A 16,305-nucleotide genomic window follows, 5' to 3' on the forward strand; every position below is an offset into this window, starting at 1 on the left:
CCGGCTGCGCCGGCATCCGGCTGCGCCGGCATCCGGCTGCGCCGGCATCCGGCTGCGCCGGCATCCGGCTGCGCCGGCATCCGGCTGCGCCGGCATCCGGCTGCGCCGGCACCCGGCTCCGCCGGGCACGGGGCTCCGCCCCTACCGGGGCTCGCCGGGCCTCGGTGGGGGCGACGGGTGTCGGGATCCGACCGGGTCCCCGGGCTGACGGCGGCGGGGGATCGGGGAGGTCGGGCCGGGGGCGTCAGAAGAGGCGGAGTTTGTCGTCCTCGATGCCGCGGAGGGCGTCGTAGTCCAGGACCACGCACTCCATGCCGCGGTCGGTGGCCAGGACACGGGCCTGCGGCTTGATCTCCTGGGCCGCGAACACCCCCCGGACAGGGGCCAGGTGCGGGTCGCGGTTCAGGAGTTCCAGGTAGCGGGTCAGCTGTTCCACGCCGTCGATCTCGCCGCGCCGCTTGATCTCCACGGCGACCGTGGCGCCGTCGGCGTCCCGGCACAGGATGTCCACCGGCCCGATCGCCGTCATGTACTCGCGCCGGATCAGCGTGTAGCCCTCGCCCAGCGTGTCGATGCGGTCGGCCAGCAGCTCCTGCAGGTGTGCCTCGACGCCGTCCTTGATCAGCCCCGGGTCGACGCCCAGCTCGTGGGAGGAGTCGTGGAGGACTTCCTCCATGGTGATGATGAGCTTCTCGCCCGCCTTGTTGACCACGGTCCAGACGCCCGCTTCCTCACCCGTACCCTCCTTGAGGGTGCACGGAGGCGACATCCAGTTGAGCGGTTTGTACGCCCGGTCGTCCGCGTGGATCGAGACACTGCCGTCGGCCTTCACGAGGATCAGACGGGGTGCCGAGGGCAGATGGGCGGTGAGCCGGCCCGCGTAGTCGACGGAGCAGCGGGCAATGACGAGACGCATGGACGGCAACGCTACTCGACCGACGCCCCTCCACGCGATTCGCCCCCGAAAGCCCCGTTCGCCGATGGCGCGTTGTATGCGCATTCTCCTGGTGCGGCACCCAGCGGGCGCCTACCGTGGTGAGCGGGAGGTTGCCGAGCGTGCACGCAGCGTCGCGGCCTCCTTCCCTGCCCGTAAGACTCCGGCAACCCAAAGCGGCCGGGGTCGCGAGAGGAGAACCCATGTCGCTCGACGTCTCACCGGCCCTACTCGAACAGGCCGAGCGAGGCGAGGTCGACGAAGCCGCCTTCGTCGACTGCGTCCGGACCTCCCTGCCCTACGCATGGGAGATGATCAGCTCGCTGGTGGCCCAGCTGAAGGTGGACGGCGGAGAGTTCGCCGACAACCAGACGCCGCCGCCGGACGAGCAGGCGCGCGGCCAGCTGCTGCGTGCCCTTGCGAGTGACGCCATACGGGGTGCGCTGCAGCGGCACTTCGGAGTCCGCCTGGCCTTCCAGAACTGTCACCGCGTCGCGGTGTTCCCTCTCGACGCCTCGGCGGACGACCGGCTCGCCAAGTTCACCTCGATCCGCGGCCAGCTGCTGAACCAGTCGCCGGAGCTCCGGGACTGCTAGCCCCGCCGGCATGACGCGGCAAGCCGGCAGGACCGTGCTCCGCTGCCGCTCCGTATCGCGGGAGGTGCCACTGATACCGGAGCGGCAGCCCAGGCTCAGCCGAGCCGCGGCAGCACCTCGGCACCCAGGCGCCGGACGTTCTCCTCGGTCGCGGCGAGGTCGCCGGAGCCTTCCGCCAAGAGCGCGAACCGGGTGATGCCGGTCCGCTCGGCGGTGGCGGCCAGCCGGTCCGCCGCCAGCCGCGGGGTGCCGACGGGGTGCAGAGCGCACAGCAGCTCGGTGTAGGCGTGGGGGTCGCGCATCGAGCGGAAGCGCCCGTCCACCGTGACGTGGGCGTCCAGCCCCTGCTTCAGCCAGCCCGGCAGTGCCTTCAGCAGCGTCTCGCGGGCGTCGGCCGTGCGGTCCGCCAGCTGGCAGACGCCGGCCGACACGTGCGGGGCGTTCGGGTCCTGCCCGGCGGCCGCGGCGGTACGGCGGTACAGGGCGACCATCTCCGCCTTCTCCTCGTCCCCGCAGTGCATGCCCAGCAGCATCGGCAGTCCCCGCTCCGCGGCAAGCCGTACGGATGCGGGGGAGGTGCAGGCGACGATCACTTCCGGCCCCGATCCGTCCCCGTCCAGCGCCTCCGCCGGACGGGGTACGACGGCCACCTCGCGGAAGGCGTACCGCTCGCCCGCGGCTGCGACCCGCGGTTCGGCAAGCCACCGCCGCAGCAGGTCCAGCCCCTCGGGGAAGCCGTTCTCGTACGCGTCGAGCCCGCCGCCGAAGACCTCCAGGTCCACCCAGGGCCCGCCCCGGCCCACCCCGAGGGTGAACCGGCCGCCGGAGGTCAGGTGCAGCAGCGCGGCCTGCTCGCCGAGGGCCACGGGGTGGGTGTTCGGCAGCACGCTGACCGCCGTGCCCACGCGCAGGCGCCGGGTCCGGCCCAGCAGCAGGGCGGCCAGGGTCACCGCCGAGGGGCACACCCCGTATGGCACGAAGTGGTGCTCGGCGAGCCAGACGGAGTCGAGCCCGGCCTCCTCCGCCACCTCGGCCGTCCGCACCGCGCGGTGCAGTGCCTCACCCTGCCCCTGCCCCGGGAACTGGGCCGCCAGTACAAACGCTCCTACGCGCATCGCCTTAGCCTCCTCGTTGGCTGACGCGGCCTCCCCAGGTGGACCGGTTCTAGGTTCTCTGATCGCAACAACGTCTGACACGTGCCAAAGGCACGGCCTGACAGGAAAGTTATTGGGATTGTCAGGCCAGTCGTCACCCGCCCGTGCCTCCCCCCGGACACCCTGCGTGCTGCCGGTCCCGCTGCGCGTAGTCTGGGAGAAAGTCACTGCCGTTCGCCCATTCGTGAGGTATACGTGTCACCGCGCCACAACCGCCCCAGGGGCGGCGGGAATCCGGCCGACCGTCCGGCTGCGGGCTCAGCTGCGTCGGGCGCCGACCGGTTCGGGCTGGAGCGCACCGAGGAGTACCAGGGCGAGGAGTGGAAGGTCCGGCACGTCGCGGGCGCGAGCGCGGTGGGCAAGCGCTACCGCTGCCCGGGCTGCGACCAGGAGATCCCCTCGGGCACCCCGCACGTCGTGGCCTGGCCCGAGTACGGCGGCGTGGACGACCGCCGGCACTGGCACAAGGCCTGCTGGAACGCGAAGGACCGCCGCACCTCGCGGGTGCAGCGGTCCAGGAACGCCCCCAAATACTAGGCGCGGGGCCGGGCGGCCGAGGCTCCCGGCCTAGACGTCGCGGCGCTCCACGAGGACGTAGGAGCCCGCCACCGCGACGGCCGTCACCAGCACGAGCAGCAGCATCTGCGACCAGTTGCTCGGCATGTTCGTGCTGCCGTCGTTGGGCACGCCGAACAGCTGCATGAGCGCGACCGGGGCGTTGTACTGGAGGACCGCGCGGCCGACGGGGGCCATGGACTCCCAGATGCTCAGCATCCCGCCGGTCACCGGCGGCAGCGTCACCAGCCCCAGCATCACGGCGATCGCCCCGGCGGAGTGCCGCAGCATGGCGCCGACCGCGAGGCCGAGCACACCGAGCAGGGTGACGTACACACAGCCGCCCAGTGCGTGCAGCCACTCCCCGGCGCCGTGCCGGTCGCCCCGGCCGGAGTTCCAGATGAACGAGGCGAAGACGACGACGGAGACCGAGCCGGCGACGGCCAGGAAGGCGACGGCGCCGAAGACGAGGTACTTCGCGGTCAGCACCCGGGAGCGGCCCGGGGCCGCGGTGAAGGTGGTGCGGATCAGCCCGGTGCCGTACTCGGAGGTGATCGCCAGCACGCCGAGCACCATGACCGGGACCTGGCCGACCAGCAGGCCGAACAGGGCGGGCGCGCTGAGCGGCACGTTCCGGTAGTCGTCGGCGCTGGTCTCGCCGACGCCGAGCAGCCCGATGCCGACGACGAGCACGACGAGCGCGCCGAGCGTCCACACGGTGGAGCGGACCGAGACCAGCTTGGTCCACTCCGAGGCGAGGGCGTGCCCGAGGTGCGGCCGGGGGGTGGGCAGCGGGGAGCTGTAGGCCTTCGGCTGGTCCGCGGTGGTCGTGGAGCCGGTCATCGGGGGTCCTTGCGGGTGTCCGTGGGGGCGGTCGTGGCGGTGCCGGCGAGCTCGCCGGGGCTGCCGGGCATCAGGAAGGGCGCCTCGCCCGCGCCGGGCGGCGGGGGAGCGAAGAAACCGTCCTGCGGGACCTGCGGCACGGCGAGCTCGTCCTCCCAGGCGGGCAGGGCCAGCGGGTCCGGCTCCCAGAGCTCGGCCCGCGGGTCCTCGGTGGAGGTGTACTCGACGGCGGACTGGGTCAGCCGCATGTACGCCTCCTCCAGCGAGGCCCGGTGCGGGGACAGCTCCCAGAGCCGTACGCCGGCCCCGTGCGCCAGGTCGGAGATGCGCGGCAGCTCAAGGCCGGTCACCCGCAGGGCGCCGTCGGGCTCCTGCAGGACCCGGCCGCCCGCCCGGGTCAGGGCCGTGGCCAGCGTCTTCCGGCCATCCCGCTCCGTGTCGGCCGCGCGGACCCGGGCGAAACCGGCCGAGTTGTGCGCGATGAACTCCTGGGTGCCCATGTCGGCGAGGAGCCGGCCGCGGCCGATCACGATCAGGTGGTCGGCGGTCAGGGCCATCTCGCTCATCAGGTGCGAGGAGACGAAGACGGTGCGGCCCTCGGAGGCGAGCCGGCGCATGAGGTTGCGGACCCAGAGGATGCCCTCGGGGTCGAGCCCGTTGACCGGCTCGTCGAACAGCAGCACCTGGGGGTCGCCCAGCAGGGCGGCGGCGATGCCGAGCCGCTGGCCCATGCCGAGCGAGAAGCCCTTGGCGCGCTGCCGGGCCACGTCCTGCAGGCCCACCACGGCGAGTACCTCGTCGACCCGCTTCTCCGGGATGCCGGAGAACTGGGCGAGGGACAGCAGGTGGGTGCGGGCGCGGCGGCCGCCGTGCACGGCCTTGGCGTCGAGCAGGGCGCCGACGTGCCGCTGGGCGTTCGGCAGCTCCCGGAAGGGCAGGCCGTTGATCGTGACCCGGCCGGAGGTGGGCCGGTCCAGGCCGAGGATCATGCGCATGGTGGTGGACTTGCCGGAGCCGTTGGGCCCCAGGAAGCCGGTCACGTGGCCGGGCCTGACCTGGAAGGACAGCTGGTCGACCGCGGTCTTGGCGCCGAAGCGCTTGGTCAGGCCGACTGCCTCGATCATTCCTCTGCCCCTTGCCCGACGGACGGCTTTCGTCCGAGTAAGGGTTAAGAGGATATCCAGGAGCGGCCGGTTCCACCCCGGGCCGGATCCCTGAGGGACCCCTGAGAACGACCCGGGGATCCCCCGTAGTACGGGCGGCGTCCGTCCTGCGACGGATCTTCGCGGAGGGTCCGTCCTGAGACGGACCCCACAGCCGGCCGTCCGTCAGGCGTCGCGCCTCTTCAGCACCAGGTAGCCGCCGAGCACCGCGGCGAGCGCCCACAGGACCATGATCCCGAAGCCGCCCCACGGGCCGTACGGGGCGTCCCCGTCCGACATGGTCTGCATGATCGCCGAGCCCGACTGGCTGGGCAGGTAGTAGGCGATCTTCCGGGTCGCATCGATCACGCCGAGGACGATGGGCACGATCAGGACGAACGCGATCAGGATGCAGATGGAGGCGGCGGAGTTCCGCAGCATCATCGAGACGCCGATCGAGAAGAGGGCGAGCAGCGCCATGTACAGGCCGGCTCCGACCACGGCGCGCAGCACGTTCTCCTCGCCGAGCCCGATGCCGTGGTCGCCCAGGAGCGCCTGTCCGGTGAAGAAGGACAGGAAGGCGGTGGCCAGGCCGACCGCCAGGGCCAGGGCGGTGGCCACGACGACCTTGCCGAGCAGCAGGCTCCCGCGGCGGGGCACGGCCGCGAGCGAGGTGCGGATCATGCCCGAGCCGTATTCGGAGCCGACGACCATCGCCCCGAAGACGAGGACCGCCAGCTGGCCCAGCATCATGCCGGCGAAGCTCATCTGGGTGGAGTCGAAGGCGGCCTGCTGGGCCGCGGGCATGTCCTCGAAGGTGGCGTTGACCGCGGCGCAGAGCGCGGCGCCCATGGCGACGGTGACCGCGAGGGCGGTGCCGAGGGTCCAGCCGGTCGAGGCGACCGTGCGGATCTTGGTCCACTCGGACCGGAGGACTGCGGGGAACGACATGGTCACCTCCCGCCCTTGCGGCCGGCCTCGAAACCGGCGCCCCACGCGGGGACGTCGGCCGGGCGGGCGGGGTTGTCGGCGGCCGTGCCGGGGGCGGGCACCTGGCCCGCTGCTCCCGGCGCGTGGGCGTGGTACTCGACCGAGTCCGCCGTCATGCGCATGAATGCTTCCTCCAGTGAAGCCCGCTGCGGGCTGAGTTCGTGCAGCACGATCCGGTGCTGGGCGGCCAGTTCGCCGAGGGTCTCGGGGGCCACCCCGTCGATCTCCAGCGTGCCGGTGGCCGGGACGCTGACGGCGTCGATACCGGCCTGGTGCAGGACGTCCTTGAGGCGTTCCTGCTGGGGCGAGCGCAGGCGGACGAAACTGCGCGAGTTCTGGTGAATGAAATCAGCCATCGAGGTATCGGCCAGAAGCTTTCCCTGGCCGATGACGATCAAATGGTCTGCGGTCAGCGACATTTCGCTCATGAGATGGGACGAGACGAAGATCGTCCGCCCCTCCGACGCAAGCCCCTTCATCAGATTGCGGATCCAGAGAATTCCCTCCGGGTCCAGACCATTGACGGGCTCGTCGAACATCAGGATCTCCGGGTCGCCGAGGAGTGCGGCGGCGATCCCCAGCCGCTGCCCCATGCCGAGCGAAAATCCTTTCGACTTCTTCTTCGCCACCGGGGTCAGGCCGACGAGATCAAGAACCTCGTCCACGCGGCTCTTCGGGATCCGGTTCGAATGGGCGAGGCAGAGAAGGTTGTTGTAGGCGCTCCGGCCGCCGTGCATGGCCTTCGCGTCCAGCAGCGCACCGATGTGCTTCAGCGGCTCCGACAGGTCCCGGTAGTGCTTGCCGTCGATCCTGACCGTCCCGCTGGTGGGGTTGTCGAGGTCGAGCATCATGCGCATGGTGGTCGACTTGCCCGCCCCGTTGGGGCCCAGGAAGCCGGTCACCACCCCCGGTCTGACCTGGAAGCTGAGGTGGTCCACGGCGGTCTTGGCGCCGAATCGTTTCGTCAGGCCCTCAAGCTCGATCATGGGCTCACGCTAGAACGCCCGAGGGCCCCACGCCACCTCGAAAAGGTGACATAAGGCCCTCGGGCGTGATGTTTCGCTACCGGCGAGTAGACGGCGGGTCAACCACCGTTGTACGGCGCGGCGGAGCGGGCGCGGGGCGCGCGTCGTGCCCCGCGCGCTAGCGGCTCTGCTGGGCCGGGACCCCGCGGGAGACCGGCTCGTCGTCCATCGGAGAGCCGGCGGCGGCCACCGCCGCACCGGTCAGCGTCGCCAGCATCTCGCGGACGTTGGTCAGCTGGGCGTTGATGGAGTCGCGGCGGTTGGTCAGCGCCGCGAGCTCGCGCTCCGACTCGCTGCGGATGCGGTCCGCCTTGGCGTTGGCGTCGGCCACGATGTCCTCGGCCTGGCGCTGCGCGGTCTCCACCGTCTGGCGGGCCCGGCGCTCGGCGTCCGTACGCAGCTTCTCGGCCTCCAGGCGCAGCTGCTCGGCGCGGTGCTCGATCTCGGCGAGGCGCTTCTCCGCCTTGGCCTGGCGCGAGGCGAGGTCGCGCTCGGACTGCTCGCGGCGCTTGGCCAGGTTGGTCTCGAAGTCCGCGGCGGCCTGGGCGGCCTTGGCGCGGGTCTCCTCGAAGAGGGCGTCGGCCTCCTCGCGCTTCGACTGCGCGTCCTTCTGGGCCTCGGCGCGCAGGGTGGCCGCGTCGCCCTTGGCCTTCTCGACGATGCGGACGCCCTCGTCCTCCGCCTTCGACTTCCGGTCCGCCGCGAACGACTCGGCGTCGTTGCGCACCTGCTGGGCGGCCGACTCGGCCAGCTCGCGGTGCTGCTCCGCCGCGCGACGGGCCTCCTCGCGCAGGTCCTTCGCCTCCTCCTCCGCGAGCCGCAGGATCTTCTCGACCCGGGCGCCGAGGCCCGCGTACGACGGCTCGGCGTCGCTCACCTGGGCCTGCGCGTTCTGCGTCTCGAGGTGCAGTTCCTCGATCCGCTTTTCCAGGGCGTTGATACGTCCGAGGGCGCTGTCGCGGTCGGAGACCAGCTTGGTAATGCGGTCGTCCACCTGACCGCGGTCGTAACCACGCCGCACGAGCTCGAAGCCGAAGGGGGAGGAAGTGTCGCTCATGGGGTTCCTGTCGAATGAGACCGATGAGGTGCTACGTGAGGTGTTAGGGGAATCCTAGGCGCCCGAGCGGCGTGTCATCGAGTCAATCCGCGTTTGATCTGGACAATGACACCCCATTTGAGTGGCAAGGCGACAGAATGCATGTCACCCGTTCGGATGAACCTTCATCGGGTGCACACCATCCGCACACTGACTAGCCGTCCGACGACTTGCCACCCGAACGAGTGGACCCCGCAGCAGCTCCGGCCTTCACGCCCCCCGCACCCTGACCGCCGACCGAGGACTTTCCGCCCGACGGCGCCTCGAATGATTCCAACGCCTCAAGCACGTCCTGGACACGGGAGATCTCCGCCTGGATGTCCTCCCGCCGGCGCACCAGCACCTCCAGCTCGCGGCGGCCCTCCTCCACGAGCCGCTCGGCCTCGGCCTTCGCCTGCTCCAGCACGGCCTCCGCCTGCCGCGACAGCTCGGCCTTCTTCTGCTCCGCCTCCTTCAGCAGCGTCTCCGCCTTGCGGACCGCCGCGATGCGCACCTTGCTCGCCTCACTGCTCGCGTCCGAGACCAGTGCCTTGGCCTTGTTCTCGGCCTCCACGCTCTGCTCGGTCGCCGCCCGCACGAGCTTGTCCACGCGCTCGCCGGCCGACTTCATCTGCTCGGCCGTCTCCCGGCGGGCGCGCTCGTGCAGCTCCTCGATCTCGCTCTCGACACGCGAGCGCAGCTCCTCCGCCCGCTCCCTTATGGCGGCGGCGTCCGAACGCGCGCCGACCAGCAGCTCGTCCGCGTCCGTACGGGCCTTCTCCACCAGGGAATTGCCCTCGACCGTCGCCTCCGTGGTGATCCGCGCGGCCTCCTTGCGGGCGGCGTCGACCATCTGGTCGGCCTGCTCCTCGGCGGCCGTCGTCGCGGCCAGCGCCTTCGCCTGCGCGTCGGAGGTCAGCTTGTCGGCCTCGGCCGCGGCCTCGGTGATCAGCAGGTCCACCTGCTCCGCCGCCTCGGTACGCCGCTTGCCGGCCTCCTCGCGCGCCTCGTCCAGCAGCCGCTCGGACTCCTCGCGCGCCTCGGTCCGCAGGCGCTCGGCCTCGGCCGCGGCCTCCGCCTTGACCCGCTCGGCCTCCGACCGGGTGCGGGCGGCGTGCTCCTGCGCCGAGGACAGCGCCTCCGACGCCTCCGCGCGCAGCCGCTCCGCCTCCGCCGCGGCCTCGCCGACCGTGCGCTCGTTGTCCCGGCGCGTCTGCGCGGTGAGCTTGTCCGCCTCGGACGCGGCCTCGGTGATGAGCCGGTCCGCCTGCTCCGCGGCCTCCGTGCGCAGCCGGTTCGCCTCCGCGCGCGCCTCGTCCAGCGTCTGCTCGGACTCCCGCTCGGCGCTCTCCAGCGTCTCGGCCGCCGCGGCCGTGACGCGGTCCGCCTCCGCGGTGGCCTCGCCGATGATCCGGCCGCCCTCCGCGCGGGCCTCGTCGAGGACCTGTGCCGCCTCGGTGCGCAGCCGCTCGGCCTCCTCGGCCGCCTCGCCGAGCGCCAGCTCGTTCGCCGCACGCACCTCGTCGACCAGCCGGTCGCCCTCGTTGCGGGCGTCGACCAGCACCCGGGCGGCATCCCGCTCGGCCGCGGCCATCGTGTCCGCGGCCTGCCGGGTGAGCTTGTCCGCCTTCGCGCGGGCGGCCTCGAGCGTCGCCTCGGTCTCGGCGCGGGTCTCCTCGGTGAGCCGCTCCGCCTCGGAAGCGGCCTCGGTGATGAGCCGGTCCGCCTGCTCCGCGGCCTCCGTGCGCAGCCGGTTGGCCTCCGCCCGCGCCTCGTCCAGCGTGCCCGCCGCCTCGGCGCGGGTGGCCTCCGCCGCCTCCGCGGCCTCGGCGGTGAGCCGCTCCGCCTCGGCGGCGGCCTCGGCGACGGTCGCCTCGTTGGCCTCGCGGGTCTCCTCGGTGATCCGCTCGGCCTCGGCCGTGGCGTCGGCGACGATCCGGGCGCCCTCGGCGCGCGAGGCCTCCAGGGACTCCCCGGCCTCGCCGCGGATCCGGTTCGCGTCCTCGCGGGCGTCGGCCCGGGTACGGGCGGCATCGCGCTCGGCCGCGGCCAGCGCGTCCGTGGCCTCCGTCCGCACCCGCTGGGCGTACTCGGCGGTGTCGCTGCGCAGCTGCTCCGCCTCGGCGATCGCGTCGGCGACCGTGCGCTCGGCCAGTGCCTTGGCCGCGTCGGTCTCCGTCCGCGCCTCGCTGCGGATGCGGTTGGCGTCCTCGGTGGCCCGCTCGCGCTCCTCGTAGGCGTCGGAGCGGACGCGCGCGGCCTCCTCCTCGGCCTCGGTCCGCGTCCGCTGCGCCGCGTGCTCGGCGGCGCTGCGCAGCCCGGCGATCTCCTCCTCGGCCTGCTCGTGCAGCCCGGCCACGGAGTCGCGCACCTGCTGGGCGGTGGCCTCGGCCGCCGACACCAGCTCCGCCGCGCGGGCCTCCGCCTCCTCGGTCAGGCGGGCCGCCTCGGCCTGCGCCTCCTCCGAGCGCTTGCGGGCCGCGGCCAGCAGCTCCTCGCTCTGCTCGCGCGCCTGCGCCCGCTCGCTGTCCGCGTCGGTCCGGGCCGACGCGAGGGTCTCCTCGGCCTCGCGGCGGCGCCGGGCGGCCTCCTCCTGGGCAGCGGCCAGCGCCTCGGCGGCCTCCTCGGCGACCCGCTCGGCAGCGGCCTTCGCCTCCGCGCGCAGCCGGTCCGCGGTCTCCTTGGCCTCCGAGCGCACCCGCTCGGCCTCGGTCTCGGCCTCGCTGCGCAGCCGTACGGCCACCTGCTCGGCCTCGGCGCGCACCCGGCCGGCGTCCTCCGCCGCCTCGGTGCGCAGCTGGTCGGCCTCCGCCTCCGACTGGGCCTGCAGGGCGCGGATCCGCTCCGCCGACTCGGCGCGCAGCCGGTCGGCCTCCTCGGCGGTCTCCCGGCGGATGCTCTCCGCGGCCCCGCGGGCGTCGCGCAGCGTCTGCTCGGCCGTCGCGAGCCGGGCCTCGGCCTCGGTGTGCAGGCGGGAGAGCTCCTCCTCGGCCTCCGCCCGCTTCGCCGAGAGCGCCTGCTCGGTCTCCTCGCGGCGGGTGCGGGCCGCGGCCTCCGCCTCGGCGCGTACGGCCTCGGCCTGCTCGTCGGCCTCGGCGCGCAGCCGCTCCGCCTCGGCGCGGGTGCGCTCGAGGGTCTCCTCCGCCTGCCGGCGCAGGGTGGTGGCCCGCTCCACGGCCTCGGCGCGGACCCGCTCGCTCTCGGCGGCCGCGCCGGAGCGCAGCTCGTCGGCGTCCGCCTTGGCCTTGCCGAGGAGTTCCTCGGCGGTCTTGGCCGCCTCCTCGATCTGCTGGACCGCCTCGCGGCGGGCCTCGCCGCGGATCCGCTCGCCCTCGGCGACGGCCTCGGCGCGCAGCTGCTCGGCCTCGCCGCGCAGCCGCCGCGCCTCCTCCTGGAGTTCGACCGTACGGGCCCGGTACTCCTCGGTGTCGTCCTTCGCGGCGCCCTTGAGCTCGGCGGCCGCGTCCGCCGCCTGGGCGCGCAGCCGGTCCGCCTCGGCCTCCGCCTCGCGGCGGATCCGCTCGGCCTCCTCGGAGGCGGCGCGGGTGGTGGCCTGCGCGTTCTGCGTGGCCTTGGTGAGCATCTCCTCGGCCGTGCGGGCGGCCTTGGCCATCTGGGCGGCCGTGTCCTCGGCCGCCGCGGCGCGGGCCTGCTCGGCGGCCTCGGCCCGCCGGCGCTCGACCTCGGCGCGGGCGTCGGCGAGCACCTGCTCGGCCTCCGCCTTGAGGGCCTCGGCCTCCTTGGTGGCCTCGCCGACCAGCCGGGCCACCTGCTCCTTGGCGGTCCGGGTGCGCTGCTCGTTGACGGACTCGGCCGAGGCGAGCTGGCGGGCGGCGCTCTCCTTGGCCTCCGCGAGCAGCCGCTCGGCCTCGGCGCGGGCCTCGCGCAGGGCCCCGTCGGCCTCCTGCACGCGCTGCTCGGCCACCCGGCCCAGGTCCAGGGTCTGCCGGCGGGTCTGCTCGGCCTCGGCGGTGGTCGTCGAACGCAGCCGCTCCGCGTGCTCCGTGGCCTCCTGGGCCTGCGCGGACGCGGCGGTCAGCAGCCGCTCCGCCTCCTTGCGGGCGCGCAGCAGCGTGGCCTCGGCCTCGGCGCGGGCGGCCTCGGCGTCCGCGGCCAGCCGGCGGCGGGTCTCCTCGGCGACGCGGGCGGCCTCGGCGCGGGCCGCGTTCAGGGACTGCTCGGCCTCCGCGCGGGACTCGTCCATGAGCCGGCGGGCCTGGGCCTCGGTGCGGGCGCGCAGCTGCTCGGCCCAGGCGACGTTCTCGTTGACGTGCGCCTCGACGGTCTGGCGGCGCTCGTTGAGCTCCTGGTCCAGGCGCTGGCGGCGGTTGACGGCCTCGGCGTGCAGCTCGGCCTGCAGGCGCGCCTGGTGCTCGGCGTGCTCCTGCAGGATGCGCTGGGTCTGCGCCCGGGCGTCGCGCAGCTCGCGCTCGGCGTCCGAGCGCATCTGGTCGGCCTGGATCTGGGCGTCGCGCAGCAGCCGTTCGGCCTGGTAGCCGAGGTCCTGGCTGTCATAGGCGGGGCGGGACGCCAGCGCGCGCCGCACCTCGTGCAGTTTGGCACGCAGCACCTCGACCTGGTAGCCGAGGTCCTCCGCGTGCTGGACGGCTTTGCCGCGCTCCTTCTTCAGCCGCTCCATCTCCGCTTCGAAGAGCGAGAGATGATCGGCCTCGGCCTGAAGGCTCTCCTGGCTTTCGTAGCCCCGCACAGCGCGGTCCCATCCGTCCCCTGGTCGCAAGCTCACTCCCAAATGAGCACCGTCCGCCCGCTGAACGGCGCCCCCGGGGAATGGTGTCAGATGCCGGGGCAGGGGTCACAGGCCCCGACCCCGTCTGAAGCACCGAACCCCGGCCGAGCCATGGCCACTCTACCGGCCGGGGAATCGGGACATCAGTGCTGCGGGTTGGAGGTGACCAGTTCGGTGAGGACGCCGTGGCAGTCCTTGGGGTGCAGGAAGGTGATCGAGGAGCCCATCGAGCCGGTGCGGGGCTCGTCGTACAGGACCCGGACGCCCTTGCCGCGGATGGCCTCGGAGTCGCCGCGGACGTCCTCGGTGCCGAAGGCGATGTGGTGCACGCCCTCGCCGTTCTTGGCCAGCCACTTGCCGACCGCGGAGTCCTCGCGGGTGGGCTCCAGGAGCTGGAGGTAGGAGGCGCCGCCGTCGGAGGTCTCGTTGATCTTGAGCATGGCCTCGCGGACGCCCTGCTCCTCGTTGACCTCGGTGTGGAACACCTCGAACCCGTACGTGGCACGGTAGAACTCGACGGTCTTGTCCAGGTCGAAGCAGGCGATCCCGATGTGGTCGATTCTTGTCAGCATGGGACCAGTGCACCGCCGAGGAGGCCGGTCACGCAACGTGCCAGCGATCACACCCACTGCCCGGTGACGACAGGGGTACCGCTCAGTACATTCGGGTAAACCCTCGTTCACTCCTCATCCTCAAGGGGCTGTGCTCCATGTCCGGAACGAACAACACCACGTCCGTGATCGTCGCCGGGGCCCGCACGCCCATGGGGCGGCTGCTCGGCTCGCTGAAGTCCTTCTCGGGCGCCGACCTCGGCGGCTTCGCCATCAAGTCCGCCCTGGAGCGCGCCGGCATCTCCGGCGACCAGGTGCAGTACGTGATCATGGGCCAGGTGCTCCAGGCCGGCGCGGGCCAGATCCCCGCCCGCCAGGCCGCCGTCAAGGCCGGCATCCCGATGAACGTGCCCGCGCTGACCATCAACAAGGTCTGCCTCTCCGGCCTCGACGCCATCGCCCTGGCGGACCAGCTGATCCGCGCCGGCGAGTTCGACGTCGTGGTCGCGGGCGGCCAGGAGTCGATGACCAACGCCCCGCACCTGCTGCCGAAGTCCCGCGAGGGCTACAAGTACGGCGCCGTCGAGATGCTCGACGCCATGGCGTACGACGGCCTCACCGACGCCTTCGAGAACATCGCGATGGGCGAGTCCACCGAGAAGCACAACGCCCGCCTGGGCATCGAGCGCGCCCCGCAGGACGAGTTCGCCGCCGCCTCCCACCAGCGCGCCGCCGCCGCCCAGAAGAACGGCGTCTTCGAGGCCGAGATCACCCCGGTCGAGATCCCGCAGCGCAAGGGCGACCCGGTCCTCTTCACGCAGGACGAGGGCATCCGCCCGGAGACCACGGTGGAGTCCCTGGGCAAGCTGCGCCCGGCCTTCGCCGAGGACGGCACGATCACGGCCGGCACCTCCTCGCAGATCTCCGACGGCGCCGCCGCGGTCGTCGTGATGAGCAAGGCCAAGGCCGAGGAGCTGGGCCTGGAGTGGATCGCGGAGATCGGCGCCCACGGCAACGTGGCCGGCCCTGACAACTCCCTGCAGTCCCAGCCGTCGAACGCCATCCTGCACGCCCTGAAGAAGGAGGGCCTGGAGGTCTCCGACCTGGACCTCATCGAGATCAACGAGGCCTTCGCCGCCGTCGCCGTCCAGTCAATGAAGGACCTCGGCGTGACCCCGGAAAGGGTGAACGTCAACGGTGGCGCGATTGCCCTGGGCCACCCGATCGGCATGTCCGGCGCCCGCGTGGTCCTGCACCTGGCGCTGGAGCTCAAGCGCCGCGGCGGCGGAGTCGGCGCGGCCGCCCTGTGCGGCGGCGGCGGCCAGGGCGACGCCCTGATCGTCCGGGTCCCCAAGGCCTGAGCCCCGGGCACCCCCGCATCCGCACCACCCACAGCGAGAACCGAGGAGCGCAGAACGCATGACGGTGGACGTCCCCCAGCTGGTGGCCCAGGCGCGTGAAGGCCGGCCCAGAGCGGTGGCCCGGCTGATCTCGCTGGTCGAGGGGGCGTCCCCGCAGCTGCGCGAGGTGATGGCGGCCCTGGCCCCGCTGACGGGCGGGGCGTACGTGGTGGGCCTGACCGGCTCCCCGGGCGTCGGCAAGTCCACCTCCACCTCGGCGCTGGTCAGCGCGTACCGCAAGGCCGGCAGGCGGGTCGGCGTGCTCGCCGTCGACCCGTCCTCGCCGTTCTCGGGCGGCGCGCTGCTCGGCGACCGGGTGCGGATGTCGGAGCACGCCTCGGACCCGGGGGTCTACATCCGCTCCATGGCCACCCGCGGCCACCTCGGCGGCCTCGCCTGGGCCGCCCCGCAGGCCATCCGGGTGCTGGACGCGGCCGGCTGCGACGTGATCCTCGTCGAGACGGTCGGCGTCGGGCAGTCGGAGGTGGAGATCGCCTCGCAGGCCGACACCTCGGTGGTGCTGCTGGCGCCGGGCATGGGCGACGGGATCCAGGCCGCCAAGGCGGGCATCCTGGAGATCGGCGACGTGTACGTGGTCAACAAGGCCGACCGGGACGGCGCCGACGCCACCGCCCGGGAGCTCAACCACATGCTGGGCCTGGGCGAGGCGCGGGGCGCCGGGGACTGGCGGCCGCCGATCGTCAAGACGGTCGCGGCCCGCGGCCAGGGCATCGACGAGCTGGTCGAGGCCCTGGAGAAGCACCGCGCCTGGATGGACGAGCGCGGGGTGCTGGCCGAGCGCCGTACGGCCCGGGCCGCGCGCGAGGTGGAGACCATCGCGGTGACCGCGCTGCGCACGCGGATGGCGGACGTGCACGGGGACGCCCACCTGGGGGCGCTGGCCACCCGGGTGGCCCAGGGCGAGCTGGATCCGTACGCGGCCGCGGACGCCCTGCTGGCGACGCTGACGGAGGGCTGAAACCCCGGGTTCGCGCCGCGCGGCGGCCGGTGCGGGCCGGGCGGGCCGACCGTAGACTGGCGAACGCCCGGAATGCCCCGATTCAAGCCCCGGCAAGGGAGTGGCGTCATGGCGAAGCGCGGCAACAAGAAGCGAGCGCGCAAGAAGAAGAAGGCCAACCACGGCAAGCGCCCCAACGCCTGACCGCGGACGGCCTGCCGAACGCGACGGAGCCCCGCCCCCCGAGATCCACAACCAGACACAACTGGCCCAGCTGATCGCCCTCGGACGCACCATGGCGATCGTCCCGGACTCGGCCCGCTCCTGGCTGTGGG

13 protein-coding genes and 1 pseudogene are annotated in these 16,305 nt (G+C 73.1%); 5 read left to right on the forward strand and 9 right to left on the reverse strand.

Annotated elements, in window-relative coordinates:
• Positions 1-244: 244 nt before the first annotated feature.
• Positions 245-916 (reverse strand): endonuclease NucS, encoded by a 672-nt coding sequence (gene nucS, locus AB0953_RS34825; protein ID WP_366863613.1) that lies wholly within the window; start codon positions 914-916, stop codon positions 245-247.
• Between the two features lie 221 nt (positions 917-1,137).
• On the opposite strand from nucS, the gene AB0953_RS34830 reads away from it, so the two are divergent.
• Complete coding sequence (locus tag AB0953_RS34830) at positions 1,138-1,530, forward strand: SCO5389 family protein (RefSeq protein ID WP_030685118.1); 393 nt, start codon at positions 1,138-1,140, stop codon at positions 1,528-1,530.
• Between the two features lie 95 nt (positions 1,531-1,625).
• Here the strand turns inward: AB0953_RS34830 and AB0953_RS34835 are convergent, their stop codons facing one another.
• On the reverse strand, positions 1,626-2,645 hold the full coding sequence (locus tag AB0953_RS34835; protein ID WP_366863614.1) for an LLM class flavin-dependent oxidoreductase: 1,020 nt from the start codon (positions 2,643-2,645) through the stop codon (positions 1,626-1,628).
• 234 nt (positions 2,646-2,879) lie between these two features.
• Here AB0953_RS34835 and AB0953_RS34840 point away from each other — a divergent pair, with 234 nt between their 5' ends.
• Positions 2,880-3,221 carry an ATP/GTP-binding protein gene (locus tag AB0953_RS34840; protein ID WP_366863615.1) on the forward strand — a complete coding sequence of 114 codons (342 nt, stop codon included), beginning with the start codon at positions 2,880-2,882 and terminating at the stop codon, positions 3,219-3,221.
• A gap of 30 nt (positions 3,222-3,251) precedes the next feature.
• Here AB0953_RS34840 and AB0953_RS34845 read toward each other — a convergent pair whose 3' ends face one another.
• The 7 genes from AB0953_RS34845 to mce form a co-directional block, all read right to left on the reverse strand.
• The gene (locus AB0953_RS34845; RefSeq protein ID WP_366863616.1) at positions 3,252-4,082 is read right to left on the reverse strand and encodes an ABC transporter permease subunit; all 831 of its coding nucleotides are present in this window, start codon (positions 4,080-4,082) and stop codon (positions 3,252-3,254) included.
• Complete coding sequence (locus tag AB0953_RS34850; protein ID WP_366863617.1) at positions 4,079-5,206, reverse strand: ABC transporter ATP-binding protein; 1,128 nt, start codon at positions 5,204-5,206, stop codon at positions 4,079-4,081. The genes AB0953_RS34845 and AB0953_RS34850 overlap by 4 nt, the downstream gene beginning before the upstream one ends.
• Positions 5,207-5,410: 204 nt before the next feature.
• Entirely contained in the window at positions 5,411-6,175 is a 765-nt protein-coding gene (locus tag AB0953_RS34855; protein WP_366863618.1) for an ABC transporter permease subunit, read from the reverse strand.
• 2 nt (positions 6,176-6,177) lie between these two features.
• Positions 6,178-7,200: an ABC transporter ATP-binding protein gene (locus tag AB0953_RS34860; RefSeq protein ID WP_366863619.1), complete on the reverse strand. Its 1,023-nt coding sequence runs from the start codon at positions 7,198-7,200 to the stop codon at positions 6,178-6,180.
• Positions 7,201-7,357: 157 nt separating this feature from the next.
• Positions 7,358-8,296: a cellulose-binding protein gene (locus AB0953_RS34865; protein WP_361919182.1), complete on the reverse strand. Its 939-nt coding sequence runs from the start codon at positions 8,294-8,296 to the stop codon at positions 7,358-7,360.
• A gap of 193 nt (positions 8,297-8,489) precedes the next feature.
• Complete coding sequence (gene scy / locus AB0953_RS34870; protein ID WP_366863620.1) at positions 8,490-13,022, reverse strand: polarized growth protein Scy; 4,533 nt, start codon at positions 13,020-13,022, stop codon at positions 8,490-8,492.
• 182 nt (positions 13,023-13,204) lie between these two features.
• Positions 13,205-13,633, reverse strand: coding sequence for a methylmalonyl-CoA epimerase (mce, locus tag AB0953_RS34875; RefSeq protein WP_361919186.1), 429 nt, complete (start codon positions 13,631-13,633; stop codon positions 13,205-13,207).
• 137 nt (positions 13,634-13,770) lie between these two features.
• On the opposite strand from mce, the gene AB0953_RS34880 reads away from it, so the two are divergent.
• The 3 genes and pseudogenes from AB0953_RS34880 to AB0953_RS34890 form a co-directional block, all read left to right on the forward strand.
• Complete coding sequence (locus AB0953_RS34880; protein ID WP_366863621.1) at positions 13,771-14,973, forward strand: acetyl-CoA C-acetyltransferase; 1,203 nt, start codon at positions 13,771-13,773, stop codon at positions 14,971-14,973.
• Positions 14,974-15,031: 58 nt separating this feature from the next.
• Positions 15,032-15,991, forward strand: coding sequence for a methylmalonyl Co-A mutase-associated GTPase MeaB (meaB, locus tag AB0953_RS34885; protein ID WP_366863622.1), 960 nt, complete (start codon positions 15,032-15,034; stop codon positions 15,989-15,991).
• A gap of 214 nt (positions 15,992-16,205) precedes the next feature.
• Positions 16,206-16,305, forward strand: a pseudogene (locus AB0953_RS34890) (LysR family transcriptional regulator); the annotation flags it as partial.

It is taken from the genome of Streptomyces sp. NPDC046866, from assembly GCF_040704625.1.
In the GTDB taxonomy this organism is placed as follows: Bacteria; Actinomycetota; Actinomycetes; order Streptomycetales; family Streptomycetaceae; genus Streptomyces.